Origin of the sequence: Halalkalibacter sp. APA_J-10(15) (assembly GCF_023017105.1) — a bacterium.
Lineage (GTDB): Bacteria > Bacillota > Bacilli > Bacillales > Bacillaceae_D > Halalkalibacter.
Genome location: NZ_JALKEV010000019.1, coordinates 39,813 through 58,212 on the forward strand (window position 1 = coordinate 39,813; position 18,400 = coordinate 58,212).

Here is an 18,400-nt window from a genome sequence, read left to right on the forward strand (position 1 = left end):
TGTTCTCTTATCTAGCTAGCTTTAATCGCTTTGCTACCAATTTCACTTCTCTAATTAACGTTAAATTAAACGAATAGGAATAAACTAGTTATACCTTATCAATATCATCTTGAGGAGAAGTACCAAAGAAATCTCTGTATCTTCGGTAAAATGTCGAATATTCCTTAAAGCCACATTGCACGCTTGCCTCAGAAGCAGGAACACCGTCGTAAAGCAAATGTCTAGCACTGATCAATCGTTTAGTCGTTATATATTTCCAAACGGTTGTATTAGTCGCTTTTTTGAATAAGATATTTAACTGAGATTTGCTGATATGAAATTGCTTGCAAATACTTTCGATACTTATATTTTCAAATAGATGTTCATTTATGTAGGTAATCACTTCGGTCATTTGCGAACTTTGAGATGTAAATAACAATTGTGGATGTTCATGATGAAAGCTTTTATTCAATTCATTTAAGATTGTAAGAAGATTCGTTATAATAGCCACTCTTTTTTGGTAGTCATTATTTTTAACGTCGAGTATATTATTAAGGCACGAACGAACTAATTGATTAGAAAAAGTTCCGGGTGGATAGTAATTATTAATTCCCAAAGCCCGGTTGTCAAAAGGAGCAAGTAATATTTTATTTGGATCAAAGTGATCTAAAAACTGTGGGAAAAAATGAAGTACAATTCGTTCATATGGAAGATTACGATCCATCTTTACATAATGAGCTTCATTTGAACGCATGAGCATAATACTATTAGGATTTAGAAAGTATGTATTCCCTTCTACTGTAAAAGTCCCTTTTCCTGATAATAGATAATAAAACTCATAAATCTCATGAGCGTGCATTCCATATTTTTGGGGATGTGGTGGCATGTCACAGTTTTTATGAAAAAATAGCTGATGATCTTTATAATAATCTTGAAAATTCATACAAAACCTCTTTTGTTAGAGTCAAATAATGATTACACCTAGTATAGGATGACATGAGACTAGATGCAATATATTTTCAATTATATGCAATTTTAATGTAAATAGTATTTAATTATAATGGGTTTATCACTAGTAATGATGAATTTTAGGTTTTGCACTATAGTGAAGAAGGGAATGAAAAGTATGGAGGGTAAAACATTAATTTGTAGTCGTGAACAAAAGATAAACATCTATTTAGCACAGAATGAACTTCCAGCTGTGAGAATTGCTGCTCATAATCTTACAAAAGATATCAATCAAGTATGTGGAGGTATGGCAGAAGTTTCAGATAGAGAAGGTAAAGTGGCTATAGGGACCATTGCGAATAATAAAGCAATGGAAAAACGACTCAAAGATAAGGAAATAGATACGGAATGCCTACTGGATGGTGAAGGAAACTACAGGTGGGAAGGGTACCTCATCCAAGAGAAGGATGGGATTTTATACATTATAGGAACAGATAGAAGAGGAACTATCTTTGGCATATATGAATTCTCAAAAATGATAGGTGTTTCACCATGGCATTTCTTTGCGGATGTTCCTGTTAAAAAGCTTGATTCTATTGTAATAGATAAAGAATTTAAAACATCATCCTATCCATCAGTACAATATAGAGGGATCTTCTTGAACGATGAGGAGCAGCTTGAAGCATGGGCAAAAGAACATACAAATGATCATACAATAGGTCCTGAAACATATGTTCATATATTTGAACTGCTATTAAGATTAAAAGCAAATTATATATGGCCGGCTATGCATGTGAATTACTTTAATGAGGACCCGGAAAATGGACGATTAGCAGAAGAAATGGGAATTGTTGTCGGGACGTCACACTGTGACATGCTTCTTCGTAGTAATCAAAATGAATGGGAACCATGGCTTAAGAAAAAAGGATATGAAGGGATAAGTTACGATTACTCTATTCCAGGAAGACACCGTGAAATATTGAAAGAATACTGGCGTGAAAGCGTGGAACAGAACAAAGATTATGAAGTATGTTATACGGTCGGAATGAGAGGCGTACATGATTACGGGTTTAAGACGGATGCGATTGATCATAATCCAAATCTTAATATGGAAGAAAAAGAGCAGGAAAAGGTAAAGCTTCTAGGTAATATCATCAAGGATCAAAGAAAGATTTTAGGGGAAGTATTAGGAAAAGAGAATGCCGAAACATCGTTACAGACATTTATCCCCTATAAGGAAGTTCTTCCTTTATATGACGCAGGTTTAGAGTTGCCGGATGATGTTACGCTTATCTGGGTCGATGATAATTTTGGTTATATGAGAAGATACCCTGATGCAAAAGAGCGGAAACGTTCAGGTGGCCATGGGGTATATTTCCATAGTTCTTATTGGGCGCATCCTGGTATGAGTTATTTGTACATCAACTCGATACCACTGGCGCATACTGGAAACGAAATGAAGAAGTGCTACGAAAATGGAATTCGGAAATTATGGGTTCTTAATGTCGGTGCCCTTAAGCCACTTGAACAGGATATTGAGTACTTTTTGACTTATGGTTGGGAAGCAGGAAATGAAAGCGCTGTAACGAAAGATACACGATTGTTTACTGAGAAGTGGATTGATTTTAATTTCACAGGTAATTACGGAAAGAAAGCAGCGAGTTTATATAAACGTTTTACCCAGATAACAAACGTATGTAAGATTGAACACCTGGCTGGAGACAAATTTTCACAAACCATTTATGGAGATGAAGCGGGTTTAAGAGTGAATCAGTTAAAAGAAATATACGATGAAGCGAATGAATTATATTTCGACCTGCCTCAAAATGAGCGGGACTCCTTCTTTCAACTTTTTCTAATGAAGATTCATGCATCTTATTATGCGAATGCAGAGTTTTATTATGCAGATCGAAGCCATCTCAGTTATGAACAAGGAAAAATGCAGTCAGCAGACACGTATATAGAAAAGTCTAGAAAGGTGATGGAGTATAGAAGATGTATGCTTCATTTCTATAATAAAATAATGTCCGGTGGAAAGTGGGATAAAATCCTGACACCAGAAAGCTTTTCACCACCGCCAACCGCGATGTATCCAGCAGGTACCCCTGCATTAAAAATTGAACAACCTGGATCAAATATTATTGTATGGGGTGAGCGCACACCTGAAACGAATCAAAAGATTACATTTGATTCCTATGGTACGAGTGTAAAATGGTTTGAGATTTTTAACACTGGAGCAGAGCGTTTTGATTTTACTGTGGATCTAAGTTCATGCAATGACTGGGTCGAAGTCTCAGAGGATGTAGGTACGGTCATCGATGAAAAAAGAATTCTAGTTAAATTAAAAGAAAAGTGTGGTAACGAAGAGAAAAAGGGCAAAATTGTGATAAAAACATCACTTGATGATAAGTATCAGATTGATGTATTTGCACAAAAAAGGGAGGATATTCCGGAGCACTTCCAAGGATATGTTGAAGCTGACGGTTTTGTTTCTATGAAGGCTGACCATTTTACTTCTGAAAGTCATTCAAATGATAATCAATGGCAAATCATTAAGGATATAGGAAGAATGGATGGAAGTGTGATAGAAGCTGCCGGTGGTGGTTATCCTGACGAGATTGATGTAAAGAATCATGCTTCCGTAACGTATCCATTTCTACTAAAAAGTAAAGGGCATTTTTTACTGGAAATTCATCGCTTTTTAACTTTGGATGCAACTGGAAAAATTCGTTTTGCTGTATCAATAGATGATTTGGAGCCTATAATCATTGAAACTGAAACGAATGATGAATGGCGTGGGAACTGGAGAAATGCTGTATTGAATAATGGTGAAAAGCTTTATGTGTCATTACCATTTTTGAATAGTGGCGTTCATAAATTAACTATTCATATGATCGATCGGTATGTAACGATCAGTAAATTTGTTATGTATACAGATAAGGATATGACGCGTTTATCTCCAGAGAATTTGGATCAGAATAGCTCAATTTTACAGTCGCAGGTATGTAACCTCGGACCGGTTGAAAGTTATTTTATAGGTAATAGCCAAGTAGAGAGAAATAGTCATTTCAAAACGATTCCAGAATGTACCGTATCAGATATGGAAAAATTATGTACGAATATATATAGTATGAAAGCGGGTACTGCACCGTTACCAAACCTTGTATATGCAGGAATTGATTTTTGGAATTATGATAGGTTATATATGTTGAACGAAGAATATCCGCAATTTCAAAAGGGTGCTTCTAGATATATTCCTGACCCACTTGGATATAAAAATGTTATTCCTGAATTTGGATCTGGATATTTTATTGAAAATAATGGTGTTATCGCAATTGAAGCAGAATATGCTCTTGAACAATCAAATTATGCTTATACACAAAAAAGCTCTGGTCATGAAGAGATTGAATGGACACATACACAAGCTGAGACAAACGGATCTAGCGGAATGGCTATGTATATCAGAAAGAGTGGGTTAAGCTGGTTGAATGCGTTGGATGCCCCTTCCCTTCATTACAAGATAAAAGTGACGGATCTAGGAACATATCGTGTATGGATGTTGATTAAATTTGATGAAAATTTTTCAGATTCTTGTTACATTGGTTTAGATGGGACCGTTCAGCCTTATGACGAGCAGTTCTCCAAGGGAAGGTTATACACCTATAGTACAAAACAAATTTGGTTTTGGACACTTTTGTCTGAGCTAGATATTGATGAAGGTATTCATGATTTTGCCATATATGCTGGTAAGTCTGGTCTAAGAATTGATAGAATATATCTGACAAAAGGTGATGAAAATGCACCGAATGATGCATCTTGGAAGGACTCAGAGAGAGTTAGTCAATAAGATTATACATGTTAGCAAAGGTTTGTTTGCTTAGCTTTAACGTAGAAAGAGCTGAACGATTTTTATACTTTCATCAGATATCCTAGTAAGTCAGCTTTTTGGCTTACTAGGATATTTAATATATGTATGTGAATCGTACATTTTATGTTCTTTCCATTTATTATTACAGAGCATGTGGTGCACCCTGGAATTCAGGTCCAGTATCAGCAGCATAGAAGAAATCTTATGTGAATGGCAGGGGAAATAATAAGTTATTATTGTTGAACCAAAAGAAAAAGCAGGAGTAACCTAACCAAAATTTATAACAATAATTTTTAAACAGTATCTACTTGTTTTTACATTCTTTATATTCGAAATATTTGCTATTATTTTATTGAAAGCGTTTCCTATAAAAGGGTAGGAGTTAAATAAAATGAAAGAATAGAGAATCTTTCTATTCATATGAGCAAAAAGCACTTTAAATAGTATAAAAATAATGATAAAATGACCATAGTCACAAAATGACTATGGTCATTTTATATTGGAGTGTGTAAAATGTTAAGACATGAACGAAAAAAAGAACTAAAAGAGAAGATATTTTTAACGTCCATTAAACTGTTTAAGGAGTATGGATACGACAATGTCACCGTTGATAAAATTGTGTCAACTTGTGGAATTGCGAAGGGTACGTTCTTTAGGTATTTCCCGAAAAAAGAACATGTGTTAGTACATTTAGGCCAAACACAAAACGACTTGATTATGGAAGTAATCCAAAAGAAACATGAGAAAAATCTAAAGGAAAGGTTAAAGCTCATTTTTGATGAAATGTTCACAGTTTATGAGGAACATGGGGAGTTATTACAATTAACCTTGTCTGAAGCCATTCGAGCAGCTTTAAAGGAGGAATCATCTAATATATTGAAGTTTCATGAGGTTCTAACATCTGTCATTGATGAATCAATACAAAAAGGCTTGTTTCAGAGTGATACTGAGCCCAAGCATATTGCTTCTGTGTTGGTAGGAATATACTTCAATTCACTTATGACATGGTCGATCGCGGGAACAAATGAAGATTTAAAAGAGATCTTTCATACACAATTTGAAATCGTATGGAAAGGAATTGCACCACAATAAACCAACAGGTTATAAAGAGGGGACGAGGGTATCATGTCATTTTTAGTCTATTCTTCTGTAGCAGCGTTAACGTTTATTAGTTTGATCCATTTTTATTGGTTATTTGGTGGAAGGCGAGGTCTAACTGCGGTATTACCCGAGAAAAAAGAAGGCGCGGCATTGTTTACTCCTAGGTTAATAGAAACATTCATTGTAGCCTTTGGATTATTGCTTGTTGGATTCATGTTACTCGTTCAATTTGGGGCAACTCCTTTTCTTCAACCTAATGTCCTGTCGAAAGTATTCTGTATAATATTTACCTTTGTGTTCTTTTTAAGAGCAATTGGTGATTTTAAATACTTGGGATTTACAAAAAAAATGAAGGATTCTGTTTTCGCAAAGTATGATACAAGATACTATAGCCCTCTTTGTTTGTATCTAGCGATTACGCTTTTATTCGTGTGGTTGTAGGATTTTATCACGTTAGTGAAATGGGGTAAATCATGAATAATAAAGTACTTATTATTGGAGCTGGGATTAGCGGTTTAGCAAGTGCCCTTATGCTCGAAAGAATTGGATATGCACCAGTTATCTTTGAAAAGTCAGATCGTTTTCGTAATGAAGGTGGGGGTCTAACCTTATGGTCTAATGGAACGGATGCCCTTCATTTTATGGATTTACTAGAAGAAACGTATCAAAACAGCAAAATCATGAAGGAATCAGCCCTTTTAACATCCTCAGGAAAAACATTAGCGACAATCCTCTTAGAAGAGCTTGCAACTACGTATGGGACTCATACTGTTGGTATTTTACGAACGAAACTTCACCATTTACTAGCTAATAACTTGGAGAATACAGAAATGAAATTAGGCTATAAGCTAGTAGAACTACAAGAAAATAACGAAGAAGTTACCGCCCGCTTTGAAAATGGTCATGAAGAAACAGGGGCATTTTTAGTAGGAGCAGATGGGATTCATTCATCAGTCAGAAATCACTTATTTCCTAATAGTGTCTTACGCTTTAGTGGATATGAAGCTTGGAGAGGTACGGCCCCATATACGAAATCTGGTTTTACGTTTGAAGCTTGGGGGAAAGGGCTGAGGTTTGGGTTTGTTCCTGTATCAAGTTCGATTGTCTATTGGTTTGCGACAAGAAATACATCAGAAAACCTTTTGAAAGTGGATGTATCTAAAGAAGAGCTAGCTCATATGTATAGACGATTTGCCGAACCCGTATCAACCGTAATTAAAGCAACTCCGGAAAAGGACATCACGAGAAAGGCTATTTATGACCTAAAACCTTTACAGAATTGGTCAAAAGGCAGAATGGTACTCATAGGTGATGCAGCACACGCTACGACACCTAATTTAGGACAGGGAGCATGTTTGGCATTGGAGGATTCTGTCATCCTAGCAAAAAAGCTAGAGCAAAGCACCTCCATTTCTGAAGCCATAAAGAACTTTGAAAAAAAGCGGATAAAAAGGGCTAAGTTCATTGTAAACAGTTCGTGGGTGTACGGTAAGGTTACACAAATAGAAAATACATTAATGAGTCATGCGAGAAACATGCTTGTTAAAAACGGATATTCGATTCAAAAAAACAGTAATATGATGTATAGAATTATCGGTCATAAAGTCTAATTGGAGAGAATTTTAGATGATTTCTACGTTCAACCAGAACACCAGAGATTGAAAGTAAGAAGGTTCTCGGAGCAAAATGGCTACTGCCATGGCCCGAAATGCTACAAGAGTATGGTTATGTGAAAAGTGGGAACTAGATTTTCATCTAGATGCTACAGCATTAATTTAACAAATGGTTGATATACCGGACTCTTTTTGCACGTAGTTAAAGATACACCATAGAGGTAGCATGATGTAATAAGCCACTCCCCAATAGGTCTTGCAGTGTCATAGGACATGAGCAAGGCCTGTTTTTGTTGACTAGATTGACTATAAAAAAGGCTTTATGGAGTAAAAAAATGGCTTCTAGTAAGAGTGAATAAGAACAATACAATAGGGTGAATTCTTCTTATAGGTATTACTCTGGATTTTTGGGAGAACTCTTATACCAAAGTTTTGTATAATCAACCCAGCCTAATGCATTCAGTTGGATATTCTCCAAGTGCTTTTCATGGATGGCAAATTGCTGCAATCGGTATAAATAAATTAGATGATGTGACTGACTTAATTGTTCCTCTATTTGCTGAAAAGCTTCAAGACAATCAAGTATATTTTTCTTTTCGAGAAAAGCGTCATCCAATTGTTGAATCACTTGATCTGACAAGTGATGAGAAGCAAGACTTTGGCTTCCCCTTAAGGAAGAGAGATATGTGTAGATCATGCTTTCATCTGCCAGTTGTTCGCCGAGAAGTAAATCAGATTGTTCATGAAGTGGCCGTTCATATAGTTCTTCGTATGGATATATGTGTAGGCTACAACGAATCCTTAAATCAATTAGCTTTTTGTGTCGTTCGTGACAAGCTTCTTTGCTTTGTTAGCATTAATAGCCTTTCCGTTTGTATGGCTATGTGTGCCTCTAAAAGTTACTGATAAAAATGAGCAGCAACGAAACCAAAAAAATACAAACTGGTTTACATAATGAAGGCTCTTGTTATGAGAACGTTTAAAATTTTTATTTTTAGGAAATATCTCCTTAACGAGATAAAAGAGAGGAGTCCTTCGTTTATATGTCAGCAGAGGTTGTAGGATTTAGTTTTATTATTCTAGGCATTTTACTTATTATCGCCAAATGGATTCGCCTAGCTGTACCGTTTCTTCAATCTATCTTCCTCCCAAGCTCGATTCTTGCAGGACTCATTGGTCTATTGCTTGGTCCTGAAGTCCTTGGTCAGTTTGATTTAGGGTTATTTGAGGGAGAGGGAGTTTTTCCTGAATCGATGATTGAGGTGTGGAGTGTTTTACCTGAGCTGCTAATTAGTGTGATCTTTGCTTCCTTATTTCTAGGGAAGACCATCCCAAATATAAAGAAAATTTGGGGCACTGCTGGTCCTCAAATAACGTTTGCTCATTTTCTTTCATGGGGTCAGTATGTGGTTGGGATTACTTTAGCTTTAGTGGTTTTAACTCCGATATTTGGGATGAATCCAGCTGCCGGAGCTTTGCTTGAAATTAGCTTTGTTGGTGGACATGGAACAGCTGCGGGATTATCGGGTACATTTAGCGGGGTTGGTTTCGAGGAAGGAAGAGACTTAGCAATTGGCTTAGCGACTGTTGGAGTACTGACGGGTGTTTTACTAGGGATTATTTTGATTAATTGGGCTGCTCGAAAAGGGAAAACAGAAATTTTAAATAGTCCAGATGACATTTCAGATGAACAAAAGAAAGGACTGATCAAGAAAGAAGATCAACAAGAAATGTCTGCTGGAAACCAGACAACCCGATCTGAAGTGATTGAAACAATGACTGTGCACTTTGCTTATATTGGTTTAGCTATTGCCATTGGGTATATGCTTTTAGAAGGGTTTATATTGATTGAGGAAGCTTTATGGGCTGAGAGTATCGAACTTTTTGTACATCTGCCTTTATTTCCGTTAGCAATGGTTGGTGCAGTCATTGTACAGATTATATTAAATAAATTTATTAAAAAATCGATATTGGATCGAGATCTTGTTACACGTATCCAAGGATTTGCTCTCGATTTACTTATTGTATCAGCTATCGCAACCTTATCATTGGCAGTCATCGGTGAGCATCTGGTTCCTTTCTTCATTATGGCAATTGCTGCAATAGGGTGGAACGTAATTGCTTTTATTTTTATAGCACCTCAAATTATGCCTAATTATTGGTTTGAACGGGCCATTGGAGATTTAGGTCAGGCCATGGGAATGAGCGCTGCTGGTCTATTGTTAATTAATTTGGCAGATCCTAAAGCGGAGAGCCCAGCAAAAGAAGGGTTTAGTTATAAACAATTGATGCTAGATTTCATAGTAGGCGGAGGAATTGTAACAGCTGCTTCGGTGCCACTTATTGTAGCATTTGGTCCAGTCCTTACCCTTATTTTTGCTTTTGTCATTATGACTGGATGGCTTATTTTAGGTCTATTGTATTTTGGAAAGAAATCTACAAATTAGCTTGTTGTAAGCAAAAAATATAACAATCTAATCATGGTTCCTATTACATTTTTCTAGAAATTCGACGATTAAAGTTGAAACTGTTCGGGAATATGTCAAACTAGGAGGGATTAAGAATGAACACATATAAACTTACATTTTATTTTAATGGTGGAGAAAATTTCGTTTTCGAAGTTGAAACTGGGTATGAACTACATCAACAAGTGGATAAAATTCAGAATGCTAAATGGTTCGATGCGAAAAGTGAGTATGTAAATATGGATAATGTGACGCGATTTGTCATTGAAGAACGCTGAAGCTGTGACAAAAGTGTTTTAATAAATGAGAAACCGAACAAATAAACAGCGGTGCACATAAACAGCTCCTGAAATATTCTTCGCTTTCCGCGGGAAGCTAATGAGCCTCCTCGTGTTACGCACAGCGGGTTTTCACCTTTACTTTTCAGTGGCCTCGCGTATCATCCTGCAGGAGTCTACGCATATTTCAGACGTTATGTTCTCTAGATGTTCGGATTATCAGCTAATCACTTTTGTTATGTTCAGCCTCATTTGAAGAGCGCAGAAATCCACGGTTAACTAATTACTAATTTAACACAATGAAATGGTATTGCAGAAAAGCGCTGACAACTTTACTTGTTTATGCGTTTTTCTTTTTGTTTAGAGGTAGATGAAGTGTATTCTTTTAAAATGAGTAAGAAGGTAGCATATCACTTACCCACTTTTCTTGATTATGTAACTAGTTAGAAGGTTCTATTTAGAGAGAGTAAACGATCGTTAGTCGGTGCTATTTAGCCTATTTTCTAAAAAAAAGTTTCGTTGCGCTCCTTCGCGGGCATTAAATAAGTACAAGACAAATAGCATTAAAATGTTAATGAAAGGTGTGAAGGAGTTATGTTATGGACAGTATTAATTGTGATATTTGTATTATGGATACTTGGATTCTCCTTTGAAGTTGGAGGAGGACTAATCCACTTACTTTTAGTGGTCGCATTAGTCGTCTTTATCATTCAACTCTTAACAGGCAGAAGAGCCTAAATGTAGCAAGCGTTCTAATTTAGGACGCTTGCTTTTTTCAATGATTTAATTTAATTTCTTGGGCCATAATAAGAGCAATAGAAAGGGTTCAAGGAGTGAGTATAATGAGGAAGTTTCTATTTATTTTAATTGCGTGCTTTATCTTATCTACATATTTAACGATGGAAGGGGCTGCTAGTGAAGTGACGTATCCTAATCAACAATTACTAATAGGTGTGGAGGAACTAGCAGAGAGACTGAACGATCCAAACCTTATGATTATCGATACACGGAATGAAGGTTATGGAAAAGGGCATATCCCCGGTGCGTTTTCATTTGACACGAAAAAGTTAGTTGATTCAACACATCCGGTCGAGGGTTATTTAATTAGAGAAAAACCTTTTGAAGAACTAATGAAGACATTAGGCGTTAGAAATGAAGTTGAATTAGTGATTTATGATGCTGGAGTAGATACAGCTGCCACTAGACTTTTTTATGCATTGGAGCTTTACGGTCATAATAATGTAAGAGTGTTAAATGGTGGATATGCAGCATGGGAAGCATTCGAAGGGGAGCAATCTACAACGGGTCCCGAAGTGAAAACAAGTCATTTTAAAGCAAAGACTTCTCCGCAAATAGAAGTAGAAAAAGAGTATGTCAAATCAGGCATAGATAACCCAAATAAGATTATTTTGGATGTTCGCTCTAGAGAAGAGTACAAAGGAGAGGATGTTCGTACTAAAAGGGGTGGACATATCCCAACAGCTGTAAATATAGAGTGGAAAGAAGTTTTAACAGACGGGGTGCCCTTTTTCAAAGTGGCTGATGATATTGAACGGATGCTTCAACAAGCAGGTGTCACAAAAGATAAGCAAGTTATTATCTATTGTCAAAAAGCCAATCGGGCATCTCATATGTACTTTACATTAAGGCTTATGGGATTTGATCATCTAAGAATGTATGAGGGATCTTGGCAAGAATGGGGAAATGATCTGCATACACCAATTACAAATCCTAATGAAGAATAAAGCATCACAGCAGCTCTAATTAAACTTTAGAGTTGCTTTTGTTTTTGACAAAATAATTGTTATATAAAATGAAATGTTTAATGTAGTTGTGCTGGTGTCATTAACGGGAGGTTTTCATAAGTTGATCATACTTGTGGTACCTTCTTTTTTTGTCTCAATTTATCATTATTCACAACGATTACTAGAATATTCTGAGCTATTCACAAATATATGCTAAAATATGACAGTAACCCTTTTCTAGTAAAGGAGGTCATTATATGTTTAAAAGCTCAATCGAATGGTTAAAAGGTGCAACATGGTGGGAAGCTTCGATTATTATTTTAGTATTAAATATCATCATACTCGTAATGTGTGTGCTAATTGGTAATAGGATGGTTCGTTGGTTCATGAAACGTCCTGTTGCAGAAATAGTTACGAAACGCCCATATGAGTTTGTGTTAGCGAGTATATCGGTTTTGTTGAATTCAGCTGTGACAATGATAGGTTATTACTTATGGAAAAAAGATATCATTGTTTTAAGCGCAAGCTTTGGCTGGCATTCTTGGCTTGATATTCTTATTTTATTGCTGATTATGGATTTTGCGATGTATGTCTTTCATCGAGTCGCTCATGTTAAATGGTTGTATCCTTATATTCATCGGACGCATCATCGTTTTGAAGATCCTCGGCCGATTACTTTATTTGCCTTAAATCCATTAGAAAACTTAGGCTTTGGTCTACTGTGGATTATCGTGCTATGTATATATCCAGCTTCATGGGTTGGGATTACAGGCTATTTATTCTTTAATATCGTCTATGGGTTGATTGCACATTTAGGAGTAGAACCGTTTCCGAACTCATGGGTTAAACATCCAGTTATGAAATGGATATCGACAAGCACGTATCATACACAGCATCATCAGCAAGAGCACTATAATTTTGGTTTTTACACGATTATATGGGATCGACTATTTGGTACAATATCTCCGCGCTATCCGTCTCATTTTGCAAGAAAGCTCCCACAAGGAAGAGATTGATAGTGTTATTCAATTAAAAGCTTCACATTAAATGATTAGATGTACGACAGGCTTTTTTTTTGTAGTTGCCACGATGCGGCGCTTCGACCTCGCTGGGATGGGGGGCATGCTTTCCGCAGGAGGGAGTTGAAAAAGACTTTCTAGTAACACAAAGAAGAGTAATGGCTCCACTCATTACAAAGCTTTCAAAATCGGGCAACGGCTACGCACATTTTGAATAGAGGAAAAAAAGGGAATGCCCCCTTATCTTTAACCATCTGTAATCAGGAGACATCAGACTGTTTCTTTCTATAATATAACTGAAAAACGACAGGAGTGAACAGGCAAATGTCAAAAAGGTTGGAATAAGCGGATGCAAAATGGAGATGGTTTGGATTGAAAAGTTCGTTCCATCTAGTTCGGAAATGAGATCAATCTATGAATTTTGACTTTATCTATGATTTGGTTTGAGAATTTTTCCTCAAAGGCGTTTCGTCTACGGTCTGCAGTATATATAAACTTGTTGACTGTTTTACACATCCACTTCTTTACAGACATAACTTCAATGTTGGATTATATTATACTGAAAAAATAAATTAGGACTTTATTCCTTTATGAGAAGCGTTCATTCAGAGGCTAATCATCAATTTTCAATAAATAAAAGGGCTATTAGACAGATTACCACAAAAAAATTAAGCGTTTTCTTTCAAATTTTTCGCACGTGTCGGCAAGAGAAGGTGATATTTTAGAGACATTTTTCATATATTTCATAGGTAAAAAGGAACAAAAAAATGTTGATTTTAGTATAAGTAGACTTGAGAATCAGTCCTAATTATCGATTTTTAGAAAAGTCTACCAGTTTCGTTGACTTTGTATATTGCCAGTAATACCATAATATAGGCTAAGGAAAAGGAAAAACATGACTTAAACTTAGCGGATTCCCAATTTTGAAAAAAGGAGATGAGTATTCATGGCAGGCCAAATTCGTATGACTCCTGATCAGCTGCAAGCAAAGGCTAAGCGTTACGGTCAGAGCTCTCAGCAAATCGATCAAATTTTAAGAGATTTATCGAACTTACAAGAAGAGTTAAGAGGTGAGTGGGAAGGACGTGCATTTGAGCGCTTCGACGATCAGTTTAGAGAGTTAAGTCCACGTGTGCAAGATTTCTCTCATTTAATGCTAGAAATTCAAGAACAACTTACTAAAACGGCTGAAGCTGTTTCGCAGCAGGATGAAGCTCTTTCTCAAAATTTCGGTCTTAGATAAGACGGCTAACGAGATAAGTAGCTTTAAAGATTGTACTTACCTTTGTATGAGCTACATGACTAAATGTTGTGTAGCTCATACTTATTAAGTGCGAAAGTAACTGAAAATCAGGATGGATTGATGAAGAGTATTTTTTAGAAAAACAGTGTAGAATATTGTATTTTTTGCCATTATAGAATTATTTTCCATATAGAAATGTCTGAATAAATACGAAGAAGCTGCAGGAGAGGAATATATGATGAAAAGAATAGAGCTACGGTTAATAGCATTCTTACTATTAGTACTTGCACTAGCTGCTGGTTTGTCTTACTTGGCTTTAAATCAAGTAACACAGACTAATAACGTAGATGCTGGACATAGGATGACGATTGCGTTAGTCAATGAAGATGAAGGTGCGATATTTAATAATGAGCAATTGGCTTTTGGAGATGCTTTTGTTCGTAGTGTCGATCATGACTCAAACCATGACTGGTTTGTCGTCAGCCGGGGAGTAGCGGAGAGCGGCTTGGAACGACAAACGTATGACATGATGATTGTAATTCCGAATGATTTCTCTGAAAAAGCACTCTCTATGGATTCTATTTCCCCAGAGCCCGTTACATTAAATTATAAAATCAATGCATCAGAAAATGATGAAATTAGAGCAGAGGCTGAAAGAGCAGCAAGCGACATATTAAATGACTTTAATCGACGTGTTATTGATGTGTACTTTGCTAGTGTGATTACTAACTTGCACGAGGCACAGGATCAAGTTGGCTATATTGTGAACGAGCAAGCGAAATATACAGCTACATATAATACGGCTATTCAAAGTCCATTGTCTAATTATACGAATCAGTTTAATACGGTGAAGGATTTTACAGACGTATCACGAGGTAGCTTTAGTAGTTTAGAGGATACGTTGGAATCATTCACTGATCGTTTGGCAGAAGAGATGGAATTAAGTCAAAGCTTTGTATCGAATGTGAATGATGTAACGGGTTTAACAGAGTCGAATCAAGCGTTGTCGCAAGGATTTTATGATTCTCTGAACCAATTTAATGCCACGATTAATGATGCAGATGCACAAAGGCAGTTAGATCAGCTTGTTCGTGCGAACGAGAGGATTTTTAATCAATTTCAACTCCAAGAAGAGAGTACAACCATTATTTCTGATGCCGCTCTTTTGCGAGATTATTTTGAACGAGCCAATCAGCAAGTAAGTAGCTTAGAAAAAAGTTTAAAAGAAACCCTTGAGTCGAATATGAAAAGAACGGTTTCGGATCGTTTAACTGGTATCTTCTCGAACGCTTTCGAAAATGAGTTGACGAGCTTGAACTCATTATTTAGACGGCCTGATCGAAATATGAACCGTACAATTGAAGAGCACATTAAACAATTACCATCATTAAGTATACGAGATATAGATGACTCTGGTCTATCCGAACAGATGATATTGGAATTAACGAATGTCATTGCAACAGCAAGAAAGTACAATCGCGAACGTCCAGATTTTGAGTTTTCGCCAGATGATTTAGATAACAGCCATATTTTATCGACGCAAATTCAAGAAATCAAAAATCGGTTAGCTGAAACCGGAGTGATCATGACCAACTCTGTTGAATTACCAGCTAACGAAAAGACAGGACAAATTTTCACGTTGTCCATTCCGAATGAGTATGAGTTAAAGCGATTATGGTTAACATTACCAGGATCAGATGAAGTCAATTACACAGAAGTGTATCAAGAAAATGGTGAAGTGAAATTACCCGCTAATGATGAAGGTGTCTTCACTGTAAGAATCAAGCTTCAATTGAAGGATGCTAATAGTGAGATTGATGTGTTTCAACCAGCAACTTGGAGTTGGGATATGCTTCAAGAAAACATTACTGATGTTGATCTTGTAGATGAAGAGGCTGGGTATGAGGTATCTGTTGCTCCATTACTTGCAAATACAGTAACAGAGGGAACAGATGAAGAGGAACCAGAAGTCGATGAAGAGAATGGCAACCGTGAGGAAGAAGAGGATTCGGATCAAGAAGGACGAGAAGAAGAACAGCCTGATGAAGACATAGAAGAGGACAGAGACTCCGAGGATCAGGAAGAATCTGAAGACTCCGATGAGTCTGATCATCAAGATGGAGATAGCGATGAAGGTAATGACGAAGGTAATGAGGAAGAGCCTGAACCGATTATCGAAAAGGTAACAGTGATCAATAACTATATTCATCATCGCGTCATGTCACCGATATTAGATGATGGTACACAAGCGCTCATTCATGCTGTTGAGCATACAATTAGTGATTATCAGAAATTATCAGCTCTATTAGAGATTTACTTTGGTCTTGATATGAGTTCACCAGAATTAAGAGATTCATTTTCAGGGAATCGTTTATCTGACTTAGCAACAGAGTCTTCTCTCTATTATCTCTTTAATGTTCAAGAGTTAGATGAATTAATGACAAATTATGTTGTTGAACGAGTAACAGCTGGTGTTACAGCGGAAATTAGAGAGCCGATTGAACAGCTATATGAGCAAGTAAGGATCTATCATGATCGTTCAAATCGTGCTGAAGACCGCATGGATCAGCTTGTTGAGAAAATTGTTTCAACGACAGAGCAGGCGCAGATCATGAATCAAAGTCTTTCTGAAGTGTTAGAGGAAGTCATCGCATGGCGTGAACGAAGCTTGGCGTTAATTGATGAACAGTCTGATGTGCAGGCTGCGGATAATGAAGAGCAACAGGCGATTCTAGCATTAAGTAACGATTTCATGCCGCTGCTAGCAACGAGTGAGTCTCTTTCTGAACAAGCTCAAAGTAATTTCTATACGGCAGAGACCGTTTATCAAACCTTTGAAGAAATTGATAATCAAGCGACGTTGATTCAAGAAAGTGGAAATGAACTAATTAGTCAGGCTGAGGAGCTCTCTGCTAGTATGACGAATAAATTAGTAGAGGATGAAGAGTTTGCTGAGAACTTTACGGAAGTACTGGCCAACAGTCGAATTGGTGAGAGACAGAATGAGGACCTTTTAGATTTCTTATCAAGTCCTGTTCAAACAAAAAATGATGGAGTCATCGTCTCAGGTGATACATTTACTCCTTATTTTATCGTGTTAACTATCTTTATAGTAGCTCTCTTTACTGCGTATGTGATCTCAACGATCCACCAGCGCCGTTTAGAAAAGGATGAATTTGAAGGGGAACGAACCATTTTCTCACAAAATACACCTATTACGATTATTTCAGCAGGTATTGGAATAATTGAAGGTGCAACGATTGGTCTCATTTCTGGATTCAGCTTAGGGATCGAAGGGTCTCAATTAATGTTATGGACCCTATTAATAACGACTCTTGTCTTAACGATATTACTTATTTCTACTTATTTGTTACGACAATTGAAGATGTTTGGGATGTTCTTGTTACTTGCCGTATTTGGTATGTATTTATTCTTCACAAGAGCACTAGGCTCAGTATCAAGTGGAGGGTTACGCACGTATTCACCATTGCAATATGTTGAAAATGTTCTAGTTCGAGCCTTCGGTGAATCGATTAACTATCAAACGACATTCTTTGTATTGATTGTACTTTGCTTAATAGGTGTTCTGCTTAATCTGTTGGTGTTCAACCTTTCTAAAAGAAGTGAGGAGATGGACGATGAAGAGGTTTCAAAAGCTAGTTAATATCATGGTCTATATGCTCATCGCTAGCCTATTCCTACCGGCGTTCGCAGTGCTTGCTGAGGATCAGTCAAGCACTGCGGAAAGAGGGAAGTTAAATGTGGATCTCGAGCGAATTAGTGGAAGTAATCGTGAAGGCGATCAGACGAACACGGTAACAGAGCTTGAGAAAGTGTTTCCAGAGCTGTTTAGAGATGAGACGAAAGAGATCATTGATACGAAGCAGCTTGAGCAAGAAGAATGGCTTGAGGGCCTTCAACAATCTATTTTTGAAATGGAAAGTCAAACAGATGCGACGGTAGCTCGTGTTCAAGAATCTCTTTTTACAGAAAGCTATACGGCTCCGACAACTGAAAACCGAGCAAGTGAAGATGGATCTAATGGGGGCGCTAATAACGTCCTCCTTTTCTCCATTATGGGATTTGTCACGATGATTGGCGGAGCGGTATTTATGATGATGCGACAAGTTATGGATTAGGA

Annotated in this window: 14 protein-coding genes; 13 read left to right on the top strand and 1 reads right to left on the bottom strand. The window is 36.9% G+C overall.

Annotated features, from left to right (window positions below):
- Positions 1 to 88: 88 nt before the first annotated feature.
- A complete protein-coding gene (locus MW695_RS19080) occupies positions 89 to 922 on the bottom strand; it encodes an AraC family transcriptional regulator (RefSeq protein WP_247107090.1) in 834 nt (277 codons plus the stop codon).
- Positions 923 to 1,105: 183 nt separating this feature from the next.
- Here MW695_RS19080 and MW695_RS19085 point away from each other — a divergent pair, with 183 nt between their 5' ends.
- The 13 genes from MW695_RS19085 to essA all read left to right on the top strand — a co-directional run bounded on the left by MW695_RS19085 (position 1,106) and on the right by essA (position 18,398).
- Complete coding sequence (locus MW695_RS19085) at positions 1,106 to 4,774, top strand: glycosyl hydrolase 115 family protein (protein WP_247107091.1); 3,669 nt, start codon at positions 1,106 to 1,108, stop codon at positions 4,772 to 4,774.
- 534 nt (positions 4,775 to 5,308) lie between these two features.
- Positions 5,309 to 5,887: a TetR/AcrR family transcriptional regulator gene (locus MW695_RS19090; RefSeq protein WP_247107092.1), complete on the top strand. Its 579-nt coding sequence runs from the start codon at positions 5,309 to 5,311 to the stop codon at positions 5,885 to 5,887.
- 33 nt (positions 5,888 to 5,920) lie between these two features.
- Positions 5,921 to 6,337 carry a DUF3995 domain-containing protein gene (locus MW695_RS19095; protein WP_247107093.1) on the top strand — a complete coding sequence of 139 codons (417 nt, stop codon included), beginning with the start codon at positions 5,921 to 5,923 and terminating at the stop codon, positions 6,335 to 6,337.
- 32 nt (positions 6,338 to 6,369) lie between these two features.
- Positions 6,370 to 7,506 carry an FAD-dependent monooxygenase gene (locus MW695_RS19100; RefSeq protein ID WP_247107094.1) on the top strand — a complete coding sequence of 379 codons (1,137 nt, stop codon included), beginning with the start codon at positions 6,370 to 6,372 and terminating at the stop codon, positions 7,504 to 7,506.
- Between the two features lie 456 nt (positions 7,507 to 7,962).
- Positions 7,963 to 8,415 carry a hypothetical protein gene (locus tag MW695_RS19105; RefSeq protein ID WP_247107095.1) on the top strand — a complete coding sequence of 151 codons (453 nt, stop codon included), beginning with the start codon at positions 7,963 to 7,965 and terminating at the stop codon, positions 8,413 to 8,415.
- 137 nt (positions 8,416 to 8,552) lie between these two features.
- The gene (locus MW695_RS19110) at positions 8,553 to 9,956 is read left to right on the top strand and encodes a sodium/glutamate symporter (RefSeq protein WP_247107096.1); all 1,404 of its coding nucleotides are present in this window, start codon (positions 8,553 to 8,555) and stop codon (positions 9,954 to 9,956) included.
- A 116-nt stretch (positions 9,957 to 10,072) separates the two neighbouring features.
- Positions 10,073 to 10,252 carry a hypothetical protein gene (locus MW695_RS19115; protein ID WP_247107097.1) on the top strand — a complete coding sequence of 60 codons (180 nt, stop codon included), beginning with the start codon at positions 10,073 to 10,075 and terminating at the stop codon, positions 10,250 to 10,252.
- Positions 10,253 to 10,846: 594 nt separating this feature from the next.
- Positions 10,847 to 10,990, top strand: coding sequence for a lmo0937 family membrane protein (locus tag MW695_RS19120; RefSeq protein WP_247107098.1), 144 nt, complete (start codon positions 10,847 to 10,849; stop codon positions 10,988 to 10,990).
- 104 nt (positions 10,991 to 11,094) lie between these two features.
- Complete coding sequence (locus tag MW695_RS19125) at positions 11,095 to 11,997, top strand: sulfurtransferase (RefSeq protein ID WP_247107099.1); 903 nt, start codon at positions 11,095 to 11,097, stop codon at positions 11,995 to 11,997.
- A gap of 257 nt (positions 11,998 to 12,254) precedes the next feature.
- Entirely contained in the window at positions 12,255 to 13,013 is a 759-nt protein-coding gene (locus tag MW695_RS19130; protein WP_247107100.1) for a sterol desaturase family protein, read from the top strand.
- A 949-nt stretch (positions 13,014 to 13,962) separates the two neighbouring features.
- Positions 13,963 to 14,259, top strand: a complete 297-nt coding sequence (locus MW695_RS19135; protein ID WP_247107101.1) for a WXG100 family type VII secretion target — start codon at positions 13,963 to 13,965, stop codon at positions 14,257 to 14,259.
- A 235-nt stretch (positions 14,260 to 14,494) separates the two neighbouring features.
- Entirely contained in the window at positions 14,495 to 17,923 is a 3,429-nt protein-coding gene (esaA, locus tag MW695_RS19140; RefSeq protein ID WP_247107102.1) for a type VII secretion protein EsaA, read from the top strand.
- Positions 17,898 to 18,398 (top strand): type VII secretion protein EssA, encoded by a 501-nt coding sequence (essA, locus tag MW695_RS19145; RefSeq protein ID WP_247107103.1) that lies wholly within the window; start codon positions 17,898 to 17,900, stop codon positions 18,396 to 18,398. Before esaA ends, essA begins: the two co-directional genes overlap by 26 nt.
- The last annotated feature ends 2 nt before the right edge of the window (positions 18,399 to 18,400 follow it).

Excerpts from the sequence above, each read along its gene's own strand:
- MW695_RS19080 (WP_247107090.1), bottom strand. The coding sequence starts at position 922 with ATGAATTTTCAAGATTATTATAAAGATCATCAGCTATTTTTTCATAAA.
- MW695_RS19085 (WP_247107091.1), top strand. The coding sequence starts at position 1,106 with ATGGAGGGTAAAACATTAATTTGTAGTCGTGAACAAAAGATAAACATC.
- MW695_RS19090 (WP_247107092.1), top strand. The coding sequence starts at position 5,309 with ATGTTAAGACATGAACGAAAAAAAGAACTAAAAGAGAAGATATTTTTA.
- MW695_RS19095 (WP_247107093.1), top strand. The coding sequence starts at position 5,921 with ATGTCATTTTTAGTCTATTCTTCTGTAGCAGCGTTAACGTTTATTAGT.
- MW695_RS19100 (WP_247107094.1), top strand. The coding sequence starts at position 6,370 with ATGAATAATAAAGTACTTATTATTGGAGCTGGGATTAGCGGTTTAGCA.
- MW695_RS19105 (WP_247107095.1), top strand. The coding sequence starts at position 7,963 with ATGCATTCAGTTGGATATTCTCCAAGTGCTTTTCATGGATGGCAAATT.
- MW695_RS19110 (WP_247107096.1), top strand. The coding sequence starts at position 8,553 with ATGTCAGCAGAGGTTGTAGGATTTAGTTTTATTATTCTAGGCATTTTA.
- MW695_RS19115 (WP_247107097.1), top strand. The coding sequence starts at position 10,073 with ATGAACACATATAAACTTACATTTTATTTTAATGGTGGAGAAAATTTC.
- MW695_RS19120 (WP_247107098.1), top strand. The coding sequence starts at position 10,847 with ATGTTATGGACAGTATTAATTGTGATATTTGTATTATGGATACTTGGA.
- MW695_RS19125 (WP_247107099.1), top strand. The coding sequence starts at position 11,095 with ATGAGGAAGTTTCTATTTATTTTAATTGCGTGCTTTATCTTATCTACA.
- MW695_RS19130 (WP_247107100.1), top strand. The coding sequence starts at position 12,255 with ATGTTTAAAAGCTCAATCGAATGGTTAAAAGGTGCAACATGGTGGGAA.
- MW695_RS19135 (WP_247107101.1), top strand. The coding sequence starts at position 13,963 with ATGGCAGGCCAAATTCGTATGACTCCTGATCAGCTGCAAGCAAAGGCT.
- esaA (WP_247107102.1), top strand. The coding sequence starts at position 14,495 with ATGATGAAAAGAATAGAGCTACGGTTAATAGCATTCTTACTATTAGTA.
- essA (WP_247107103.1), top strand. The coding sequence starts at position 17,898 with ATGAAGAGGTTTCAAAAGCTAGTTAATATCATGGTCTATATGCTCATC.